A 19,394-nucleotide genomic window follows, 5' to 3' on the forward strand; every position below is an offset into this window, starting at 1 on the left:
TCGATTTACCAAAGGTGCCCGCCATGCCCTGGCTGCAAGTACGCCTGGCCATCAGCCCGGAACAAGCCGAAACCTACGAAGATGCCCTGCTCGAAGTAGGCGCCGTCTCGGTGACTTTCATGGACGCCGAAGACCAACCGATCTTCGAACCGGACCTCAACACCACCCCGCTGTGGTCGCACACGCACCTGCTGGCGCTGTTCGAGGCCGATGCCGAGCCCGAGCAGGTGTTCGCCCACCTGCGCCTGCTGACCGGCGCCGAGCTGCCCGAGCACCACGCCGAGGTGATCGAGGACCAGGACTGGGAACGCAGCTGGATGGACAACTTCCAGCCCATGCGCTTCGGCCAGCGCCTGTGGATCGTGCCGAGCTGGCACGAAGCCCCTGAAAAGGACGCCGTCAACCTGCTGCTCGACCCGGGCCTGGCGTTCGGCACCGGCACCCACCCAACCACCGCGCTGTGCCTGGAATGGCTTGACGGCCAGCAAATGGAAGGCACGCAGGTGCTGGACTTCGGCTGCGGCTCGGGCATCCTCGCCATCGCCGCGCTGCTGCTGGGCGCCCGCGAGGCAGTCGGCACCGACATCGACGTGCAGGCGCTGGAAGCCTCGCGCGACAATGCCCAGCGCAACGGTATCGCCGACGCGCGGTTCGCCCTGCACCTGCCCGAGCAGATGCCGGCCATGCAGGCCGACGTGCTGGTGGCCAATATCCTGGCCGGCCCGCTGGTCTCGCTGGCGCCGCAACTGTCCGGCCTGGTGCGTCCCGGGGGCCTGCTGGCGCTGTCGGGCATCCTTGCCGAACAAGGCGAGGAAGTGGCCGCCGCCTATACGGCCGACTTCGACCTGGACCCGATCGTCGTGCGCGACGGCTGGGTACGTATCAGTGGTCGCCGCCGCTAAGCGCGCCTAGACTCATTTCCTGCACAGCTCCCCGGACAGCCGCATGACCGACAGTTTCGTCACCCAGTGCCCGCATTGCCAGACCAGCTTTCGCGTCACCCATCACCAGTTGAGCGTGGCCCGCGGCGTGGTGCGTTGCGGCCATTGCCTGCAGGTGTTCAACGCGGCGAAACAGCTGCTGGAGCAGAACCGCGCCGCCACCGCCGAAGGCCGCGCCGAGGCACCGCCCGCCGTGGCCGAGCCGGTCGCACCGGTGGCCACGGCAGCCGAGCCGGCGGCCGAAACCCCGGCACCGGGCGACGACAACTGGAGCGTCACCGCCGAGGAACTGGACGCCCTCGACCTCGACCAGGAACTGGCGCGCCTTGAACGACGCAGCCCGGGTGACCGGCGCGGCGCGGCGCAGAGCGTGCTGCAAGCCCGTCGCGATGAGCAAGTAGGCGATGGACATGGCGATGAACTGTTCGGCACGGCCACCGATGACGACCTGACGCCCGCACAGGTGCGCGAGGAAGCGCCGGTACTGGTCGAACAGGAACCGCTGGACCTGGAAGCCGCGGCCGACGAACGCACCGAACCGACGCTCGGCAACGCCGATCTCGACCTGGACGACGAACCGCCGGTGCGCCACCAGCCACCGGCCGACGACCTCGACGAGCCACTGGAGCGGTTGTCCGTCAACGACGAGCCGGTTCCGCAAAAGGGGCTGTCGGCGCTGGACGACGAGGTCCGCAGCGAGCCGCTCTCGGCCCGCGACGAGGAGCCCGATGAACAGCACGGGCAGCGCCTGGAGCCGAGCCTGGCGATCAAGCCCGAGCGCACGCGCAAGGAGCCGCTGGTCAATGTGGTCGACGATCCGTTGCAGCTGGACTGGGAAAAGCCCGCGCCGAACTGGGGCAAGCGCCTGCTGTGGAGCTTCCTGACGCTGCTGGCCGCCGCCCTGCTGGCGTTCCAGTACGTCTGGTTCCACTTCGACGAGATGGCCCGCCAGGACCAGTACCGCCCCTGGTTCCAGCAACTGTGTCCGGCGCTCGGCTGCCAGGTGCCGACCCGCGTGGACATCTCGCGGATCAAGAGCAGCAATCTGGTGGTGCGCAGCCACCCGGACTTCAAGGGCGCGCTGATCGTCGACGCGATCATCTACAACCGTGCCCCCTTCGCCCAGCCCTTCCCCTTGTTGGAACTGCGCTTCGCCGACCTCAACGGCCAGCTGATCGCCAGCCGGCGCTTCAAGCCCAGCGAATACCTGTCGGGCGAACTGGCCGGCCGCGGCGAGATGCCCAGCCAAACGCCGATCCATATCGCCCTGGACATCCTCGACCCGGGGCCGAAGGCGGTGAACTACAGCCTGAGCTTCCGCTCGCCGGAATAAGCGACCGGCGGCAAGCCCGCCCTACTGGCTTGCCAGCGTTGCGAACGGGCCGCAAAGCGGCCCCAGGTTCAGCGCAACGTGCTGAATTTCCAGTACCCGCGGCATCGGTCATAACGCCGCAACTGTTCAGATTTTATCCAGATTCATCTTTATCCGGTCATCGAGAGCGGGTATCATGCCATCCCTTTTTCGAACTCCAATGATTCGGCCCCACAACAGGGAACACCTATGTCGGCGGTACGCATCGGCCCTTACACACTGCAGAACAACCTGATCCTGGCTCCCATGGCCGGCGTCACGGACCAGCCTTTTCGCACCCTGTGCAAACGCCTCGGGGCGGGCATGGTGGTCTCGGAGATGGTCTCCAGCGACATGCGCCTGTGGAACAGCCGCAAGTCGAGCCTGCGCCGCATCCACGAAGGTGATCCCGAGCCGCGCTCGGTGCAGATCGCCGGCGGCGACGCGCAGATGATGGCCGAGGCGGCCCGGGCAAACGTCGAGGCCGGCGCCCAGATCATCGACATCAACATGGGTTGCCCGGCGAAAAAAGTCTGCAACAAGGCCGCAGGCTCTGCTTTATTGAGAGATGAAGCCTTGGTCACCGAGATCCTCCACGCCGTCGTCGGCGCCGTGGACGTCCCGGTGACGCTGAAGATCCGCACCGGCTGGGACCGGGCGAGCAAGAACGGCCTGAATGTGGCGAAGATCGCCGAACAGGCCGGCATCCAGGCGCTGGCGGTGCATGGCCGCACACGCGCCGACCTGTACACCGGTGACGCCGAGTACGACACCATCGCCGCGATCAAGCAGGCGGTGTCGATCCCGGTATTTGCCAACGGCGACATCACCTCGCCGGAAAAGGCCCGGGCGGTGCTGCACGCCACCGGTGCCGACGGCCTGCTGATCGGCCGTGCCGCCCAAGGGCGGCCGTGGATTTTCCGCGAGATCGAGCATTACCTGCGCACGGGCGAGCATTTGCCCGCACCGGCGCTGGACGAAGTGGAACGCATTCTGCTGGAGCACCTGGCTGCGCTGCACGCCTTCTACGGCGATGTGATGGGCGTGCGTATCGCCCGCAAGCACGTGGGCTGGTACCTGGCGACCCGACCCGGCGGCAAGGAGTTCCGCAGCCGGTTCAACGCTTTGGAAGACACACAAGCGCAGTGCGCCAACGTTCAGGCGTTTTTCGCCGAACGTCGACAGAGCCTTGGGACAGAGGACGAACAAGGGGTGGCCGCATGACGATGATGACCGAGACATTAGTGAGTGGAACAACGCCCGTGAGCGACAACGCCAACCTCAAGCAGCACCTGAACACGCCGAGCGAGGAGGGCCAGACCCTGCGCGACAGCGTCGAGAAGGCGCTGCACAACTACTTCGCCCACCTGGAAGGCGCTACCGTCACGGACGTGTACAACCTGGTGCTCTCGGAAGTCGAGGCGCCCTTGCTCGAATGCGTGATGAACTACGTCAAGGGCAACCAGACCAAAGCCAGCGAGATGCTCGGACTCAACCGAGGCACGCTGCGCAAGAAGCTCAAGCAGTACGATCTGTTGTAAGGCCAGAACCCCAACCAGAAAAGGCGCTCATGCAAAGAGGCGCCTTTTTTGCTGACTCCACCGCGTTATGGAATCTGAAATGACCGACCAGACTACCCGCCTGCCGATCCGCCGCGCCCTGATCAGCGTCTCCGACAAGACCGGTATCCTCGAATTCGCCCGTGAGCTGCAACAGCTCGGTGTCGAGATCCTGTCCACCGGCGGCACCTACAAGCTGCTCAAGGACAATGGCGTGAGCGCGGTGGAAGTGGCCGATTACACCGGCTTCGCCGAAATGATGGACGGCCGGGTCAAGACCCTGCATCCGAAGATCCACGGCGGCATCCTCGGCCGTCGCGGCACCGACGACGCCATCATGAACGAGCACGGCATCAAGCCGATCGACCTGGTCGCGGTCAACCTGTACCCGTTCGAAGCCACCATCAGCAAGCCGGGCTGCGACCTGCCGACCGCCATCGAGAACATCGACATTGGCGGCCCGACCATGGTCCGTTCGGCAGCGAAAAACCACAAAGACGTGGCCATCGTGGTCAACACTGGTGACTACGCCGGTATCGTCGAGGGCCTCAAGGCCGGTGGCCTGACCTACGCCCAGCGCTTCGACCTGATGCTCAAGGCGTTCGAGCACACTGCCGCCTACGACGGCATGATCGCCAACTACATGGGCACCATCGACCAGGCCAAGCAGACCCTGTCGACCGAAGGCCGCAGCGAATTCCCGCGCACCTTCAACAGTCAGTTCGTCAAAGCCCAGGAAATGCGCTACGGCGAGAACCCGCACCAGAGCGCGGCGTTCTACGTCGAGGCCAAGAAGGGCGAGGCCAGCATCTCCACCGCGATCCAGCTGCAAGGCAAGGAGCTGTCGTTCAACAACGTGGCCGACACCGACGCCGCGCTGGAGTGCGTGAAGAGCTTCGTCAAGCCGGCCTGCGTCATCGTCAAGCACGCCAACCCATGCGGCGTGGCCGTGGTGCCTGAAGATGAGGGCGGCATCCGCAAGGCCTATGACCTGGCCTACGCCACCGATACCGAATCGGCCTTCGGCGGCATCATCGCCTTCAACCGCGAACTGGACGGCGAAACCGCCAAAGCTATCGTCGAACGTCAGTTCGTCGAAGTGATCATCGCCCCGACAATCTCCCAGGCCGCCCGCGAAGTCGTGGCCGCCAAGCAGAACGTACGCCTGCTGGAGTGCGGCGAGTGGCCAGCCGAGCGCGCCGCCGGTTGGGACTTCAAACGCGTCAACGGTGGCCTGCTGGTGCAGAGCCGCGATATCGGCATGATCAGCGCCGACGACCTGAAGATCGTCACCCAGCGCGCACCGACCGAGCAGGAGGTCCACGACCTGGTCTTCGCCTGGAAAGTGGCCAAGTTCGTCAAGTCCAACGCCATCGTCTACGCCAAGAACCGCCAGACCATCGGCGTCGGCGCCGGCCAGATGAGCCGCGTCAACTCCGCGCGCATCGCCGCGATCAAGGCCGAACACGCCGGTCTGCAGGTGCAGGGCGCGGTGATGGCCTCGGACGCGTTCTTCCCGTTCCGCGACGGCATCGACAATGCGGCTAAAGTGGGTATCAGCGCCGTGATCCAGCCGGGTGGCTCGATGCGTGATGCCGAAGTCATCGCCGCTGCCGACGAAGCCGGCATTGCGATGGTGTTCACCGGCATGCGCCACTTCCGCCACTGATTTACGGCAATCGGCCGCACTGAAGCAGGCATCTGCTGCGTTGGGGCCGGTTCCGCTGATGCTCATTGCCAGAAGGCAACTCCGCTCATCGGAACCGGCCCCGCCTTGCATCTACCTGCTTCATTGCGACCTCGTACAGCGTGAGGCCTTGCCTCCCGTCCGAAAGAATTCGAGGTTTTGACATGAAAGTTTTGATCATCGGCAGCGGCGGTCGTGAACACGCCCTGGCCTGGAAAGTCGCCCAGGACCCACGCGTCGAGAAAGTCTTCGTTGCCCCGGGCAACGCCGGCACCGCCACCGAAGCCAAGTGCGAGAACGTCGCCATCGACGTCACCGCCCTGGAGCAACTGGCCGACTTCGCCGAGAACAACGTCGACCTGACCATCGTCGGCCCGGAAGCGCCGCTGGTGCTCGGCGTCGTCGACCTGTTCCGCAGCCGCAACCTGGACTGCTTCGGTCCGACCAAGGGCGCGGCCCAGCTGGAAGGCTCCAAGGCCTTCACCAAGGACTTCCTGGCCCGTCACAAGATCCCGACCGCCGACTACCAGAACTTCACCGAGATCGAGCCGGCCCTGGCCTACCTGCGTGAGAAAGGCGCGCCGATCGTGATCAAGGCCGACGGCCTGGCCGCCGGCAAGGGCGTGATCGTCGCCATGACCCTGCAGGAAGCCGAAGACGCCGTGCGCGACATGCTCGCCGGCAATGCCTTCGGCGAAGCCGGTTCGCGGGTGGTGATCGAAGAGTTCCTCGACGGCGAGGAAGCCAGCTTCATCGTCATGGTCGACGGCCACAACGTGCTGCCCATGGCCACCAGCCAGGACCACAAGCGCGTCGGCAACCAGGACACCGGCCCGAACACCGGTGGCATGGGCGCCTACTCCCCTGCCCCGGTGGTCACCGCCGACGTGCACCAGCGCGTGATGGACCAGGTAATCTGGCCGACCGTGCGCGGCATGGCCGAGGAAGGCAATGTCTACACCGGCTTCCTGTATGCCGGCCTGATGATCGACAAGGCGGGCAACCCCAAGGTCATCGAGTTCAACTGCCGCTTCGGCGACCCGGAGACCCAGCCGGTCATGCTGCGCCTGGAGTCGAGCCTGGTACTGCTGGTCGAAGCCGCCTTCGCCAAGGCCCTGGACAAGGTCGAGGCCCAGTGGGACCCGCGTCCGAGCCTGGGCGTGGTGCTGGCGGCTGGCGGCTACCCGGGCGACTACGCCAAGGGCGCCGCGATCAGCGGCCTGGATGCCGCCGCCAAGCTTGAAGGCAAGGTGTTCCACGCCGGTACCGCGTTGAAGAACGGCCAGGTGGTCACCGCTGGCGGCCGCGTGCTCTGCGCCACCGCCATGGGCGACACCGTCGAGGCCGCCCAGCAGCAGGCCTACCGCCTGGCCGAACAGGTCAAGTGGGACGCCAGCTTCTACCGCACCGACATCGGCTACCGGGCCATCGCCCGCGAGCGCGGTGAGCACCAGCAGTAAAAAGGTACCGAACGGCCGTGGCGCTCCGCGCACGCGGCCTTCGGCTCGTCGTCAAGGCCCCGCCGGGGCCTTGCCTTCGCCTTGGCGCGCCGCGCATAGTTGTTATCCGGCACATTAGCTAAGAAGGGATTTCGTCGTGCGTCGGCTTCGGATTGCCATAGCCCTGATCGTCAGCCTGCTGACCCTGCTCTGCCTGCTCCCGGCACACGCCGAACAGGCCGCAGGCTGGTCGGCGCTGCTCGATGAACAGGGCAACCTGCAATTGTCCGATGTACGCTCCGAGCGTTACCGCAACCAGTTCAGCCCCCTGGCCCTCGACGAACTGGATGCCGCCCTCCCCGACCAGGCACTCTGGCTGCACTATCGCCTGGAACCGCACGACCAGGAGCAACTGGTCCGCATCTTCGCCCCCGACTTGTCGCGCCTGGACCTCTACGCCCTCGAAGGCGGCAAGCTGCTGCGCCAGTTGCACCATGGGCGCCAGGGCGATGGCCTGAGCCCGACCCAGCGCGGCCGGGACCATGTGCTGCCGCTGCCGCACAGCAGCCAGCCACTGGACATCTACCTGCGACTGGTCTCCGAACACCAGTTGCGCCCTGCCATCAGCGTCAAGTCCACCGCCCACGCCGCCGCCGACCAGCGCCAGTCGCTGCTGTTCGGCCTGCTGTTCGGCGGGCTGGTGATGCTGATCCTGCACAACCTGATCCGCTTCGCCTATTCACGCTCCAGCACCACGCTGGTCCTGGCGCTGTACCACGGCCTGATGCTGCTCAGCGCGCTGATCCTGCTCAATCTCACTGGCCCGTGGAGTCAGCTGTGGCACAGCGCGCAAACGCCGGCGGCCTACCTGACCCTGGTGCTGGCGGGCCTGGCCGGGCTGTACTTCACCCTGCATTTCTTCTCTCCCTGCAGTTCGGCGCGGCTCAACCGCCTGCTGCACATGGAAATGGTGGTGGCAGCGGTCAGCGGCATGGTGCTGCTGTTCGTCGACACGCTGCCGCTGAACCTGATGACCTACGCCCTGCTCGCACTGGGCAGCCTGAGCATGCTGCTGGTCAGCAGCTATCACTGGTACAAGGGCTACGGTCCGGCGCGGTTGTTCACCGTGGCGATGCTTGTATTCAACCTCGGCGGCCTGGTGCTGCTGCCGGCCCTGCTGGGCCTGACCCGCACCCCCACGCCCTGGCTGCTGTGCATCCTCATGGCGCTGACGGTGGTCAGCGGCCTGCTGCTCAACCTCGCGGTCAGCGAACGCCTGCGCCGGATCAGCGAGGAGCGTTTCCGCGCCAGCCGCGCCCTGGCCGCCAGCGATGCCGAGATCAACGCCAAGGCCGAGTTCCTGGCCAAGATCAGCCACGAGATCCGCACCCCCATGAACGGTGTGCTGGGCATGACCGAGCTGCTGCTGGGCACGCCGCTGTCGGTTAAACAGCGCGACTACGTACAAACCATCCACAGCGCCGGCAACGAACTGCTCACCCTGATCAACGAAATCCTCGACATCTCCAAGCTCGAGTCGCGGCAGATCGAACTGGACGATGTGCAGTTCGACCTCAATGCCCTGATCGAGGATTGCCTGAACATCTTCCGGGCCAAGGCCGAGCAGCAGAACATCGAGTTGATCAGCTTCACCCAGCCTCAGGTGCCCAGGGTCGTCAGCGGCGACCCGACACGCCTGCGCCAGGCCCTGTCGAGTCTGCTGGACAACGCCCTGAAAAACACCACCCAGGGCGAGATCCTGCTGGTGGTGGCCCTCGACCAACGCGGCGACAGCCCGCGCTTGCGCATTGCCGTGCAGGACAGCGGCGAGCCCATGCCGCCCGCCGAGCGCGATGCCCTGCTACAGGCCGAACTGCACAGCCGCCACTTCCTCTCCAGCAACAAGCTCGGCGGCCACTTGGGCCTGGTGATCGCCAAGCAGCTGATCGGCCTGATGCAAGGCGAGTTCGGCATCAAGACCAGCACCAGCATGGGCAACACCCTGTGGCTGACCCTGCCGCTGGACCCGCTGCGCCTGGAGCAGCCGGCCACCGACCTCGACAGCCCTTTGCGCGATGCGCGGGTGCTGGTGGTCGACGACAACGATACCTGCCGCAAGGTACTGGTGCAGCAGTGCAGCGCCTGGGGCATGAACGTCAGCGCGGTGCCGTCGGGCAAGGAAGCGCTGGCGTTGCTGCGTACCAAGGCGCACCTGCGCGACTACTTCGACGCGGTGCTGCTGGACCAGAACATGCCCGGCATGACCGGCATGCAGCTGGCGGCCAAGATCAAGGAAGACCCGAGCCTGAACCACGATATCCTGGTGGTCATGCTTACCGGCATCAGCAATGCGCCGAGCAAGATCATCGCCCGCAACGCCGGGGTCAAGCGCATCCTCGCCAAGCCGGTGGCCGGCTACACGCTCAAGACCACCCTCGCCGAGGAGCTCGCCCTGCGCGGCCGCGAGCAGGCCGCGCCGCCGCTGCCGGCCGGCAGCCCGGTGCCATTGGACCTGCCCGGCGACTTCCGCATCCTGGTGGCCGAGGACAACAGCATCTCGACCAAGGTCATCCGCGGCATGCTCGGCAAGCTCAACCTCGAGCCGGACACCGCCAGCAACGGCGAGGAAGCCCTGCAGGCGATGAAGGCCAGGCACTACGACCTGGTGCTGATGGACTGCGAGATGCCGGTACTCGACGGCTTCTCAGCCACCCAGCAGCTGCGTGCCTGGGAAACCGCCAACCAGCGTCCGCGCACCCCGGTGGTGGCGCTGACCGCGCACATTCTCAACGAACACAAGGAGCGGGCGCGCCTGGCCGGCATGGATGGGCACATGGCCAAGCCGGTGGAGCTGTCGCAATTGCGTGAGCTGATCCAGTTCTGGGCGGGGCAGCGTCAGGTAGTGTCTGACCCGCTGGCCTGAGAGAAGCCCGCGCCCATCCCGCAGGTTCCGTGCTATACAGGTGCCACCTATCCCGTCGCGGACCCGCCCCCATGCTCCATGAGTTGTTCAGCGTCTACCTGAAGATGCTCGTGCTCTACAGCCCGTTCTTCGTGCTCTCATGTTTCATCGGCCTGACCCGCGGCCACTCCAGCAAGGAACGCAAGCAACTGGCCTGGCGGGTGGCCATTGCCACGCTGGTCGCCAGCGTGCTGCTGTACTTGTTCGGGCGGGTGATCTTCGGGGTATTCGGCATCACCGCCGACGCCTTCCGCATCGGCGCGGGCTCGGTGCTGTTCATCTCGGCGCTGGGCATGGCCCAGGGCAAGTCGGCTGTGCAGACTGACAACGTGCAGCAGGACGTGACCATCGTGCCGCTGACCATTCCGCTCACCGTCGGCCCGGGCACCATCGGTGCACTGCTGGTGATGGGGGTGGGCCAGCCGCACTGGGACGACAAGCTGCTGGCCATCGTCAGCATCGCCCTGGCCAGCTTCACCGTCGGCCTGGTGCTGTACCTCTCGCACCGTATCGAGCGGCTGCTCGGCGACCAGGGCCTGCAGATCGTCAGCCGCCTGATGGGACTGTTCGTCTGCGCCCTGGCGGCGCAGATCATCTTCACCGGGATCAAGGGCTACCTGCTGCCCTGACCCCGGCTTCGCTCAAGGCTTGGCGGGGTACCAGCGCGGCGTGTACACCCACTGGCCGCCATCGGCACGGGGGAAGGTGCAGGTGGTCGAGGAACCGACCAGCACCAGGGTGCGCATATCGACCATCTCCGGCAGCAGCTCGCCCAGGGTCACCACCCGCAGCGCCTGCCCCGGCCGGCCGATATCACGGCCCAGCACCACGGGGGTGCCTGCGTCGCGATGGCGACGTACCACTTCCAGCGCCACGCCCAACTGATGAGGCCGGGCCTTGGAGATCGGGTTGTAGAACGCCAGCACCAGATCCGCCTGGGCGGCCAGGTCGAGGCGTTTTTCGATGATCGACCAGGGCTTGAGGTTGTCCGACAGCGACATCACGCAGAAATCGTGCCCCAGCGGTGCCCCCGCTTGCGCGGCGGTGGCCAGCGAGGCCGAGACGCCGGGCAGGATCTGCAACTCGACGCGCTGCCAGGCCGGGTCGCCGGACTCGTGCAACGCTTCGAGCACTGCGGCGGCCATGGCGAATACGCCCGGATCACCGGACGATACCACCACCACCGAACGGCCCTGGGCCGCCAGCTCGAAGGCATGGCGGGCGCGCTGCATCTCTTCGCGGTTGTCGGTGCAGTGCAGCACTTGATCGTCGCGGAAGGGGCCGGCCATGCGCACGTAGGTTTCGTAGCCGAGCACATCCTGCGCCCGCGCCAGCTCCGCCTTGACCGCCGGCACCATCAGCTCGGCGGCACCAGGGCCCAGGCCGATCACGGCCAGGCGCCCCCGGCGACGGCCAACGCGGTCGATGTCGACCGGTGCCGCGGCAACGGCGTGGGCGAGCCCCATGGACGAACCCACACGCGCTTGCGGCAATGCATCAGCCAGCATCCGCTCCAGGCTCTCGGCGGCCGGGGCGAAGCGCAGGGCGACGTTCAGCGCCTGGGCAGCCTCGTCCAGGGTCGGCTCCGCCATCTCGGCTTCGCTCGCCAGCAGGCAGGCCAACGCGGGCTCGGCGATATTCGCTCGCAGCAGCTCCTCCCGCACCTGTTGCGCCAGGTCAGCGCTGCCGGCTGTGACCGCCACCACCACGCAACGCGCATGGATCAGCAGTTCATCACGGCTGGCCAGACGCAGTGCACTCCCCACATGGATGGTGCGCCGCGCATCGTCACCTGCAGGCAACTGCGCGTGCTCGAGCCACGGCGCGTCGCCTTCGACACGCACGGTTTCGCCCGCCAGCAGGTCGGAGACGAAACGCTTGCCCTGCTCCAGGTCCGCCAGTGCGTAGCCCTCGGGCGGGTTGAGCAGGCAAGTGCCGAAGCGCAGCTCGCCACTGGTGGTGATCGCCGCGCTGACACCCAGCGCCTCGCCGATTTCGCGGGCCATGACATTGACCCCGCCCAGGCCACCGAGCAGCGGCACCACGGCGCTGCCGTCCTCGGCCACGGCCAGCACCGGCGGCTCGACGCCTTTTTCGCTCAACAGCGGCGCCAGTGTGCGAATGACAATACCCGCCGCGCACAAGGCGATGATCGGCGTGTCTTGCTGATACAGATCGCGCAGGGTGTCGCCGAAGACTGCGTAGTATTGGTCGGCACCCTCCACACGCCCTTGCAGGCCATGGATCACGGCCTGTGGATAACGCTGCTGGATTCGCTGCGCGGTAGCCAAGCTGCCCGGGCCGAGAATGACGATTGCCGGTGCCTTGATCATCCCTGCCATTTCTCACCCGGCACGATGATCAGCGAGAAATACGGCGAGGACTGCGGGTCGACTTCATCCAGCGCGACGATCTTCTGGTTGGCCATGGTCGCCCGCTCCACGTACAGCGCACGGCTATCCAGGCCCAGCTCGCCGAGCACCTGGCGCACTTTGGGGAAGTTGCGCCCCAGCTTCATGATCACTGCCGCGTCGGCAGCGGCCAGGCGCTGTTTGAGCTCTTCATGGGGCAGCACACCGGAGAGCACGGTGAGGGTCTGGTTGCGATACACCAGCGGCGCACCGAGTACCGAGGCGCCACCGAGCATCGAGCAGACGCCCGGAATCACCTGGGCCTCGTAGCGCGATGCCAGGCGATCGTGCAGGTACATGTAGGAGCCGTAGAAGAACGGGTCCCCTTCGCAGATCACCGCCACATCGCGGCCGGCATCCAGGTGCGCGGCAACCTGCAGACTGGCTTCGTCGTAGAAGTCGCTGATCACCTGCTCGTAGGAGAGCGGCGCGGGCAGCGCCTCGGTGGTCACCGGGTATACCAGGGGAAGCAGGATCTGTTCAGCTTGCAGGTGCGCCTCGATGATACCGAAGGCATTGCCGCGCTTGCCCTTGGCCACGAAGTACGCCACCACGGGGGCCTCGCGCAGCAGGCGCAGAGCCTTGACCGTGATCAGTTCGGGATCGCCCGGGCCCACGCCCAGGCCCAGCAGTCGTCCGCGTGCGTGCATCATTCCACCTCCGTGGCCAGGGCGTTGACCGCGGCGGCGGCCATCGCGCTGCCGCCCAGGCGGCCCTGCATGATCACGAACGGCACGCCACGGCTGTCGGCGGCGAGCATCGCCTTGGATTCGGCGGCGCCGACAAAGCCGACCGGGAAGCCGAGGATCAGCGCCGGTTTCGGCGCGCCGGCATCGAGCATTTCCAGCAGGTAGAATAATGCGGTCGGTGCATTGCCGATCACCACCACGCTGCCTTCCAGGTGCGGGCGCCACAGTTCCAGGGCCACCGCCGAGCGGGTGTTGCCTTCGGCCTTGGCCAGGTCCGGCACGCTCGGGTCGCGCAGGGTGCAGATCACCGGGTTGTTCGCTGGCAGCCGGGCGCGGGTGATGCCTTCGGCGACCATGTGCGCGTCACAGAGGATCGGCGCGCCCTTGGCCAGGGCCTCGCGGCCGGCGGTACCGGCACCTTCGGAAAACTGCAGGCCATCGATGGCCTCGACCATGCCGCAGGCATGGATCACGCGCACGGCGAGCTTTTCGAGATCGGCGGGGATCCGCTCGAGCCGGGCTTCCTCGCGGATGATTCGGAAGGAATTGCGATAGATCTCCTGACCATCGCGGATGTAGTCAATCATCAAGGTGCTCCGTCGGCAGGTCGAGCATGGCGCCTGCTTCTTCTGGGGTGAGGTCGGCGCCGCGCAGCCTGCCGAAACCCGGCAAGCGCGCGTCGCGCAAGTAAAGGTCATAGCGGCCCGGGGCGCGGGCCAGCAGGGTGGCCGGGGCCACATGGGCCATGGCGCAGGAACGTGGACAGGCGGACAGGTGCACGCTTCCCGGGGCGCCGTGGTGCAGCAGTGCGGCCAGGGCAATGGCATCGGCCTTGGTGTCGGCCTGGGCCTTGGCGCAACCGCTGGAGCCGGTGCAGGCAACGACCCGCGCCAGGGGATGTTCGTTGTCGCAGAGCATGCCGGATGCCGTCAGTTGCGCGCGTGCGTTTTCCAGCTCGGTCGGTTCGAGGGAGGTCAGCACCAGGCTCTGCCAAGGCGTCAGGCGTAAGCTGCCATCGCCCAATTGCCGGGCGATGCGCGCGGCACTGCGCAACATAGCGGGCATCAGACGACCGAGAGGCGGCGCGGCGCCCAAGGCCACGCCCTGGCGCTGGAGCAGCACGCCCAGCCAGGGGCTGGTCGTCGCCGAGCGCTGCCAGGCCATCAATGTGGTGTCGATCTGGAGGGGCAGCCCTTCAAGGAAGTGCTCCACCGGGCACACCTGCAGCAATTGACGCATGCGAGACTGCTCAGGTGTCGCCAGGTCAAGGAAGCGCTCCAGCACTGCCCGCACCAACGCCAGTCCCTGCTCCACCGGTACCGCGCCCAGCGCCAGGCCATTCGACAGGCTGCTTGCGAGGCCGAACCGCAACCAGATGCGTCCTTCACGCTGCATCGCCGACAGCCACAGATCATGGGCGTGTTCGAGCATCGCAAGCGCTTCGCCACCATCGAGCTGCACGGCGAACTTGGCCGACAGCTTGTGAAACCGGGGTGTGCTTTCCAGCAGCTCGAGGATCTGCCCGGCCAATGGTCGGGTGTCGAACAGCATGGCCGGATCGAGGCCGGCCAGTGGGCTGAGCATGAGGTTGCGTACATCATCGCCCGCCGCGTCACGCGGGCCGAGCCCGGCGGCCAGCAGATGCTCGACCAGCCCACCGTGATCCTGGCCAATGCCACGGATCTGCAAGTTGGCTCGGTTGGTCGCCTCGATCACCCCGCCGGCGAAGCGCTCGGCGGCGTCGGCCACGGCATCGGCCTGGTCGGCCAGCAGCAGGCCGCCCGGTAGCTTGATCCGGCAAATGCCACCGTCGCGCGCAGCAACGATGCGCCACAACCCCGGGCAGGCCGAGGGACGGGGCGAAACTTCGGAGGACGGGGGCTGCGTCAAGGGGGTATCCGGCAATCGTGAAAGTGCGCTTCAGTGTAGAAGGCGCGGTATTATGCCTGCTTTGTCCGGCGGCATGAAAAACCGGTGGTCGAACGCTTAGACGAATCGCGGGGCAAGCCCGCTTCCACGCCCCCTCGTGGGAGCGGGCTTGCCCCGCGATCAATGATTGGTACGAGGAACAGATGGCCCCCTGGCTGACAGTAATAGGCATCGGCGAAGACGGCTTCAGCGGCCTGGGCAAACAGGCCCGGCGCGCTCTGCTGTCAGCCACGCGAATCATCGGTGCCCCACGCCAGTTGGCGCTGCTGCCCCGCTGCGTGACCGCCGAGCAATTGCACTGGCCTACCCCCTTCTCCCTGGCCCCGGTCCTGGCCCTGCGCGGCGAGCCGGTATGCGTACTGGCCAGCGGCGACCCGATGTTCTACGGCGTCGGCGCCAGCCTGGCGCGCCAGCTGCCCGCCGACGAACTGCAGGTGCTGTCGATGCCCTCCTCCTGTGCCCTGGCCGCCGCCCGCCTGGGCTGGCCGTTGCAGGAGGTACAGGTGGTCTCGGTGGTCGCCCGCCCGCTGACCGCGCTCAATGCCCATCTGCACAGTGGCATGCGCCTGCTGGTGCTGAGCAACGACGAAAGCAGCCCGGCATCCATCGCCGCGCAACTGCGCGACCATGGCTTCGGCCCCAGCCGTCTCCAGGTGTTCGAACACCTCGGCGGCCCACAGGAGCGCAGGCTGTGCGGCACCGCCGACGACTGGCCGCACGGCGACATCGCCACGCTCAACCTGGTCGCCATCGAATGCCAGGCCTCACCCGACACCCCACGTCTGCCTAGAGTAGCCGGCCTGCCCGACGGCGCCTTCCGTCACGACGGCCAGTTGACCAAGCGCGATGTGCGCGCTATCACCCTGGCCCGCCTCGCCCCGCAACCCGGCGAACTGCTGTGGGACGTGGGCGCTGGCTGCGGTTCCATCGGCATCGAGTGGATGCGCGCCCATCCCAGCTGCCGCACACTTGCGATCGAGGCCGACGAAGGCCGCCAGGGCTACATCGAACACAACCGCGACACCCACGGCGTGCCCGGCCTGCAACTGATCCGCGGCAAGGCCCCCGAAGCGCTGGCCGGGCTGGAACGTCCCGACGCGATCTTCATCGGCGGCGGCGTCACCCGCGAAGGCGTGCTCGACCTGTGCTGGGAGCGCTTGCTGCCGGGCGGACGCCTGGTTGCCAACGCCGTCACGCTGCAAAGCGAGGTCGCCCTGGCGCAGTTCCGCGAGCAGCACGGCGGCGAGCTGACCCGCATCCATATCGCCCATACCCAGCCACTGGGCAGTTTCGACACCTGGCGCCAGGCCCTGCCGATCTCCCTGCTCGACGTGGTGAAGCCTCTCGATGCGTGAAGAAACCCGTGAACAGCCCGCGCCACTGCGCAGCGGCCTGACCACTGGCAGTTGCGCCACCGCCACCAGCCTGGCGGCGGCGCGCCTGCTGCTGACCGGGCAACGGCACGACGCGGTGGAGATCACCCTGCCCAAGGGCAAGGTGGTGCAGATGCGCCTGGAGTTCTGCCACCTTAAGGGCGACCTGGCCGAGGCCGGCACCCTGAAGGATGCCGGCGACGACCCCGATGTCACCCACGGCGCCCTGCTCTTCAGCCAGGTGCGCTTGTGCGCCGAACCTGGCGTTCGCTTCGTCGCGGGCGCGGGCGTGGGGACCGTGACTCGCCCGGGGCTGGTGCTGGCAGTCGGTGAACCGGCCATCAACCCGGTGCCACGCAAGATGATCAGCGACCATCTGCTGCAACTGGCGGGCGATTGCGGCTACCACGGCGGTTTCGAGGTGACGGTCAACGTGCAGGGCGGCGAACAGCTGGCCCTCAAGACCATGAACCCACGCCTGGGCATCCTCGGCGGGCTGTCGATCCTGGGCACCAGCGGCATCGTCCGGCCGTTCTCCTGCTCGGCCTACATCGCCTCGATCCACCAGGGCATCGACGTCGCCCACACCAACGGCTACACCCATATCGCCGCCTGCACCGGCAACGCCAGCGAAGACACCATGCGCCGGGTCTACAACCTGCCGGAGATCGCCCTGATCGAGATGGGCGACTTCGTCGGTGCCGTGCTCAAGCACCTGCGCAAGGTACCCGTGCCGCGCCTCACGCTGTGCGGCGGCTTCGGCAAGATCAGCAAGCTGGCCGCCGGGCACATGGACCTGCACAGCCGTCATTCGAGCATCGACCTGCCGCAACTGGCGGGCTGGGCGGCGGCCATTGGCGCGGACCAGGCCCTGCAACAGGCGATCGTCGCCGCCAACACCAGCCAGCAGGCCCTCGCCCTGGCACATGCCGCCGGCATCGCCCTGGGTGACGAGGTGTGCCGCCACGCCCTGGTCTTCGCCCGCAGCGTGGTGCCGGCCCAGGTGCAGGTGGAAGTGTTCGCCATCGACCGCCAGGGTGGCATCGTCGGCAAGGCGGGTGTGGCATGAACGGGCGCATCCTGCTCCTCGGCGGCGTCACCGAAGCCCTGGCCATCGCCCGCCAGTTGGGTCCGCAACATGTCTACAGCCTCGCCGGCATCGGCCGCATTCCCCAGGACCTGGCCTGCCAGGTGCGAGTCGGCGGCTATGGCGGCGCCGAAGGCCTGGCCGAGTACATGCGCGCCGAAGGCATCGACCTGCTGATCGACGCCACCCATCCCTATGCCGCGCAGATCAGCCGCAACGCCGCCCTCGCCGCACACTGCGCCGGCATTCCCTGCTGGGCCCTGCGCCGTCCGGCATGGCAGGCGCAGGCCGGTGATGACTGGCGCGAAGTCGAGAACTGGGCCGGGCTGATCGCGGCGCTGGCCCCATTCGAACGCCCCTTGTTCACCCTGGGTCGAGAGCCCCTGCAACACCTGGACGAAATCCCGCCACACCAGTTCTGGACCCTGCGCGCCCTCGAGGCGTGCCCCGGCAATGACCGCTGCGAAGTGATCGGTGCGCGCGGGCCCTTCCTCATCGACGATGAACGTGCCCTGTTCGAACGTCGGCAGATCGACGTGCTGGTGAGCAAGAACAGCGGCAGCACGGCCACCGAGCCGAAACTGGAAGTGGCGCGGGAGCGCGGGATTCCAGTACTGGTGCTCGAGCGGCCGGTGCTGCCGGAAGTGGATCGGGCATTTCACGATGCAGGGTCGCTGCTAGAGGCACTCGGCCTGTTCAAGGCCTGATCATGCTACGTATATCCCATTGACATATCCACTCCTGGAATTAAACTCCGGACATACATTTGCGCTTTCAAGGAGGCCCATCATGGAGCAAGGTGCAGTCTTCAAAAGCAACCGCAGCCAGGCTATCCGCATGCCAAAAGCCCTCGCCCTTCCAGAAGACGTCACCCGAGTGGACATCGTCGCGGTGGGCCGTTCCCGTATCATCTCGCCTGCCGGCGAAAGCTGGGACAGCTGGTTCGAGGGTGACGATGTGAGTTCGGACTTCATGGCGAGCAGGGAACAGCCAGCCGACCAGGAGCGCGAAGGATTCTGATGCTCAGGTACATGCTCGATACCAACATCTGCATTTTCACCATCAAGAACAAGCCACAAGTGGTGCGCGAGGCATTCAATCGGCACCACGGCCAGTTGGCCATCAGCACGGTAACCCTGATGGAGTTGATCTACGGTGCGGAAAAGTCCGCCGCGCCGGAGCGTAATCTGGCCATTGTCGAGGGGTTCGCCGCACGGCTCGATGTGCTTGACTACGACATTCAGGGCGCAGCTCACACCGCGCAGCTACGTGCGGAACTGGCCAAGGCCGGCACGCCCATCGGCCCCTACGACAGAATGATTGCCGGCCACGCCCGCGCGCGCGGCCTCACGCTGGTGACCAACAACCTGCGCGAGTTCCAGCGTGTTCCGGGGCTGCGTGTGGAAGATTGGGTGACACATCCACGCTGACGGTCGCGAGATGGCCCTGTGCCTTGATCCTGCCGTAAAATCACCTCTCCCCTTCTGGAAGGCTCCACCCATATGGAAATGCAATGGTGGATCTGGCTCGTCTTCGGCGTGGCCTTGATCCTGCTGGAACTGGTACTCCCCACCTTCTTCATCCTCTGGTTCGGCATCGGCGCCGTGCTGGTGTCGCTCGTCTCGCTGCTCGCGCCCAGCCTGCAACTCGATATGCAGGGCCTGCTGTGGGTGGTGTTCTCATCGATCACCACCGTGCTCTGGTTCAAGGTGTTCCGCCGCAAGAAGCCAGACGTGCGCTGGACCGCCGACAGCGTGATCGGCGAGGTCGGCCTGCTGACCGCCAACGTGTCGCAGTTCCAGAAAGGCCGGGTGCGCTTCCAGAAACCGATCCTCGGCAACGAGGAATGGACCTGCGTCGCCGACAGCGACATCCCCGCCGGCGAGCGCGTGCGCCTGGCCGCCATCGAAGGCAACACCGCCCGGGTCACCCGGGCCTGAATCCGCACTAAAAGGAAGTTCGCACC

The 19,394-nt window shown here is 66.5% G+C and carries 18 protein-coding genes; 14 read left to right on the forward strand and 4 right to left on the reverse strand.

Features of this window, described 5'->3' with window-relative positions; all coding sequences use genetic code 11:
• Positions 1–23: 23 nt before the first annotated feature.
• The 8 genes from prmA (at position 24) to AC25MA_RS03135 (ending at position 10,568) form a co-directional block, all read left to right on the forward strand.
• Complete coding sequence (gene prmA, locus AC25MA_RS03100) at positions 24–902, forward strand: 50S ribosomal protein L11 methyltransferase (protein WP_232853681.1); 879 nt, start codon at positions 24–26, stop codon at positions 900–902.
• Between the two features lie 43 nt (positions 903–945).
• Positions 946–2,274 carry a DUF3426 domain-containing protein gene (locus tag AC25MA_RS03105; RefSeq protein WP_028691276.1) on the forward strand — a complete coding sequence of 443 codons (1,329 nt, stop codon included), beginning with the start codon at positions 946–948 and terminating at the stop codon, positions 2,272–2,274.
• A 228-nt stretch (positions 2,275–2,502) separates the two neighbouring features.
• Complete coding sequence (gene dusB / locus AC25MA_RS03110) at positions 2,503–3,516, forward strand: tRNA dihydrouridine synthase DusB (RefSeq protein WP_028691277.1); 1,014 nt, start codon at positions 2,503–2,505, stop codon at positions 3,514–3,516.
• The gene (gene fis, locus AC25MA_RS03115) at positions 3,513–3,833 is read left to right on the forward strand and encodes a DNA-binding transcriptional regulator Fis (protein ID WP_011535876.1); all 321 of its coding nucleotides are present in this window, start codon (positions 3,513–3,515) and stop codon (positions 3,831–3,833) included. Before dusB ends, fis begins: the two co-directional genes overlap by 4 nt.
• A gap of 79 nt (positions 3,834–3,912) precedes the next feature.
• Positions 3,913–5,520 carry a bifunctional phosphoribosylaminoimidazolecarboxamide formyltransferase/IMP cyclohydrolase gene (gene purH / locus AC25MA_RS03120; RefSeq protein ID WP_028691278.1) on the forward strand — a complete coding sequence of 536 codons (1,608 nt, stop codon included), beginning with the start codon at positions 3,913–3,915 and terminating at the stop codon, positions 5,518–5,520.
• Positions 5,521–5,702: 182 nt separating this feature from the next.
• Positions 5,703–6,998: a phosphoribosylamine--glycine ligase gene (gene purD, locus AC25MA_RS03125; protein ID WP_028691279.1), complete on the forward strand. Its 1,296-nt coding sequence runs from the start codon at positions 5,703–5,705 to the stop codon at positions 6,996–6,998.
• Positions 6,999–7,134: 136 nt separating this feature from the next.
• Entirely contained in the window at positions 7,135–9,900 is a 2,766-nt protein-coding gene (locus AC25MA_RS03130; RefSeq protein ID WP_486971780.1) for a hybrid sensor histidine kinase/response regulator, read from the forward strand.
• Positions 9,901–9,971: 71 nt separating this feature from the next.
• On the forward strand, positions 9,972–10,568 hold the full coding sequence (locus AC25MA_RS03135) for a MarC family protein (RefSeq protein ID WP_028691281.1): 597 nt from the start codon (positions 9,972–9,974) through the stop codon (positions 10,566–10,568).
• 12 nt (positions 10,569–10,580) lie between these two features.
• On the opposite strand, the gene cobJ is transcribed toward AC25MA_RS03135, so the two are convergent.
• The 4 genes from cobJ to cobG are packed head-to-tail and all read right to left on the reverse strand — an operon-like array spanning position 10,581 to position 14,944.
• Complete coding sequence (gene cobJ / locus AC25MA_RS03140) at positions 10,581–12,281, reverse strand: precorrin-3B C(17)-methyltransferase (RefSeq protein WP_486971781.1); 1,701 nt, start codon at positions 12,279–12,281, stop codon at positions 10,581–10,583.
• Positions 12,269–13,003, reverse strand: coding sequence for a precorrin-2 C(20)-methyltransferase (locus tag AC25MA_RS03145; protein ID WP_175406169.1), 735 nt, complete (start codon positions 13,001–13,003; stop codon positions 12,269–12,271). The genes cobJ and AC25MA_RS03145 overlap by 13 nt, the downstream gene beginning before the upstream one ends.
• Entirely contained in the window at positions 13,000–13,626 is a 627-nt protein-coding gene (locus AC25MA_RS03150) for a precorrin-8X methylmutase (protein WP_011535884.1), read from the reverse strand. Before AC25MA_RS03150 ends, AC25MA_RS03145 begins: the two co-directional genes overlap by 4 nt.
• On the reverse strand, positions 13,619–14,944 hold the full coding sequence (cobG, locus tag AC25MA_RS03155; protein ID WP_069016472.1) for a precorrin-3B synthase: 1,326 nt from the start codon (positions 14,942–14,944) through the stop codon (positions 13,619–13,621). Before cobG ends, AC25MA_RS03150 begins: the two co-directional genes overlap by 8 nt.
• 167 nt (positions 14,945–15,111) lie before the next feature.
• On the opposite strand from cobG, the gene cbiE reads away from it, so the two are divergent.
• From cbiE to AC25MA_RS03185, 6 genes are all read left to right on the forward strand, one after another.
• Entirely contained in the window at positions 15,112–16,323 is a 1,212-nt protein-coding gene (gene cbiE / locus AC25MA_RS03160; protein WP_486971782.1) for a precorrin-6y C5,15-methyltransferase (decarboxylating) subunit CbiE, read from the forward strand.
• Positions 16,316–17,410 carry a cobalt-precorrin-5B (C(1))-methyltransferase gene (locus AC25MA_RS03165; RefSeq protein WP_069016473.1) on the forward strand — a complete coding sequence of 365 codons (1,095 nt, stop codon included), beginning with the start codon at positions 16,316–16,318 and terminating at the stop codon, positions 17,408–17,410. The genes cbiE and AC25MA_RS03165 overlap by 8 nt, the downstream gene beginning before the upstream one ends.
• Positions 17,407–18,135: a cobalt-precorrin-6A reductase gene (locus tag AC25MA_RS03170; RefSeq protein ID WP_486971783.1), complete on the forward strand. Its 729-nt coding sequence runs from the start codon at positions 17,407–17,409 to the stop codon at positions 18,133–18,135. Before AC25MA_RS03165 ends, AC25MA_RS03170 begins: the two co-directional genes overlap by 4 nt.
• An 82-nt stretch (positions 18,136–18,217) precedes the next feature.
• Positions 18,218–18,448 (forward strand): type II toxin-antitoxin system VapB family antitoxin, encoded by a 231-nt coding sequence (gene vapB / locus AC25MA_RS03175; RefSeq protein ID WP_036986184.1) that lies wholly within the window; start codon positions 18,218–18,220, stop codon positions 18,446–18,448.
• A complete protein-coding gene (gene vapC, locus AC25MA_RS03180; RefSeq protein WP_028691288.1) occupies positions 18,448–18,858 on the forward strand; it encodes a type II toxin-antitoxin system tRNA(fMet)-specific endonuclease VapC in 411 nt (136 codons plus the stop codon). The genes vapB and vapC overlap by 1 nt, the downstream gene beginning before the upstream one ends.
• A 72-nt stretch (positions 18,859–18,930) precedes the next feature.
• Positions 18,931–19,368, forward strand: coding sequence for an NfeD family protein (locus AC25MA_RS03185; protein WP_088852331.1), 438 nt, complete (start codon positions 18,931–18,933; stop codon positions 19,366–19,368).
• The last annotated feature ends 26 nt before the right edge of the window (positions 19,369–19,394 follow it).

Source organism: Pseudomonas sp. P65(2024) (assembly GCF_057480955.1).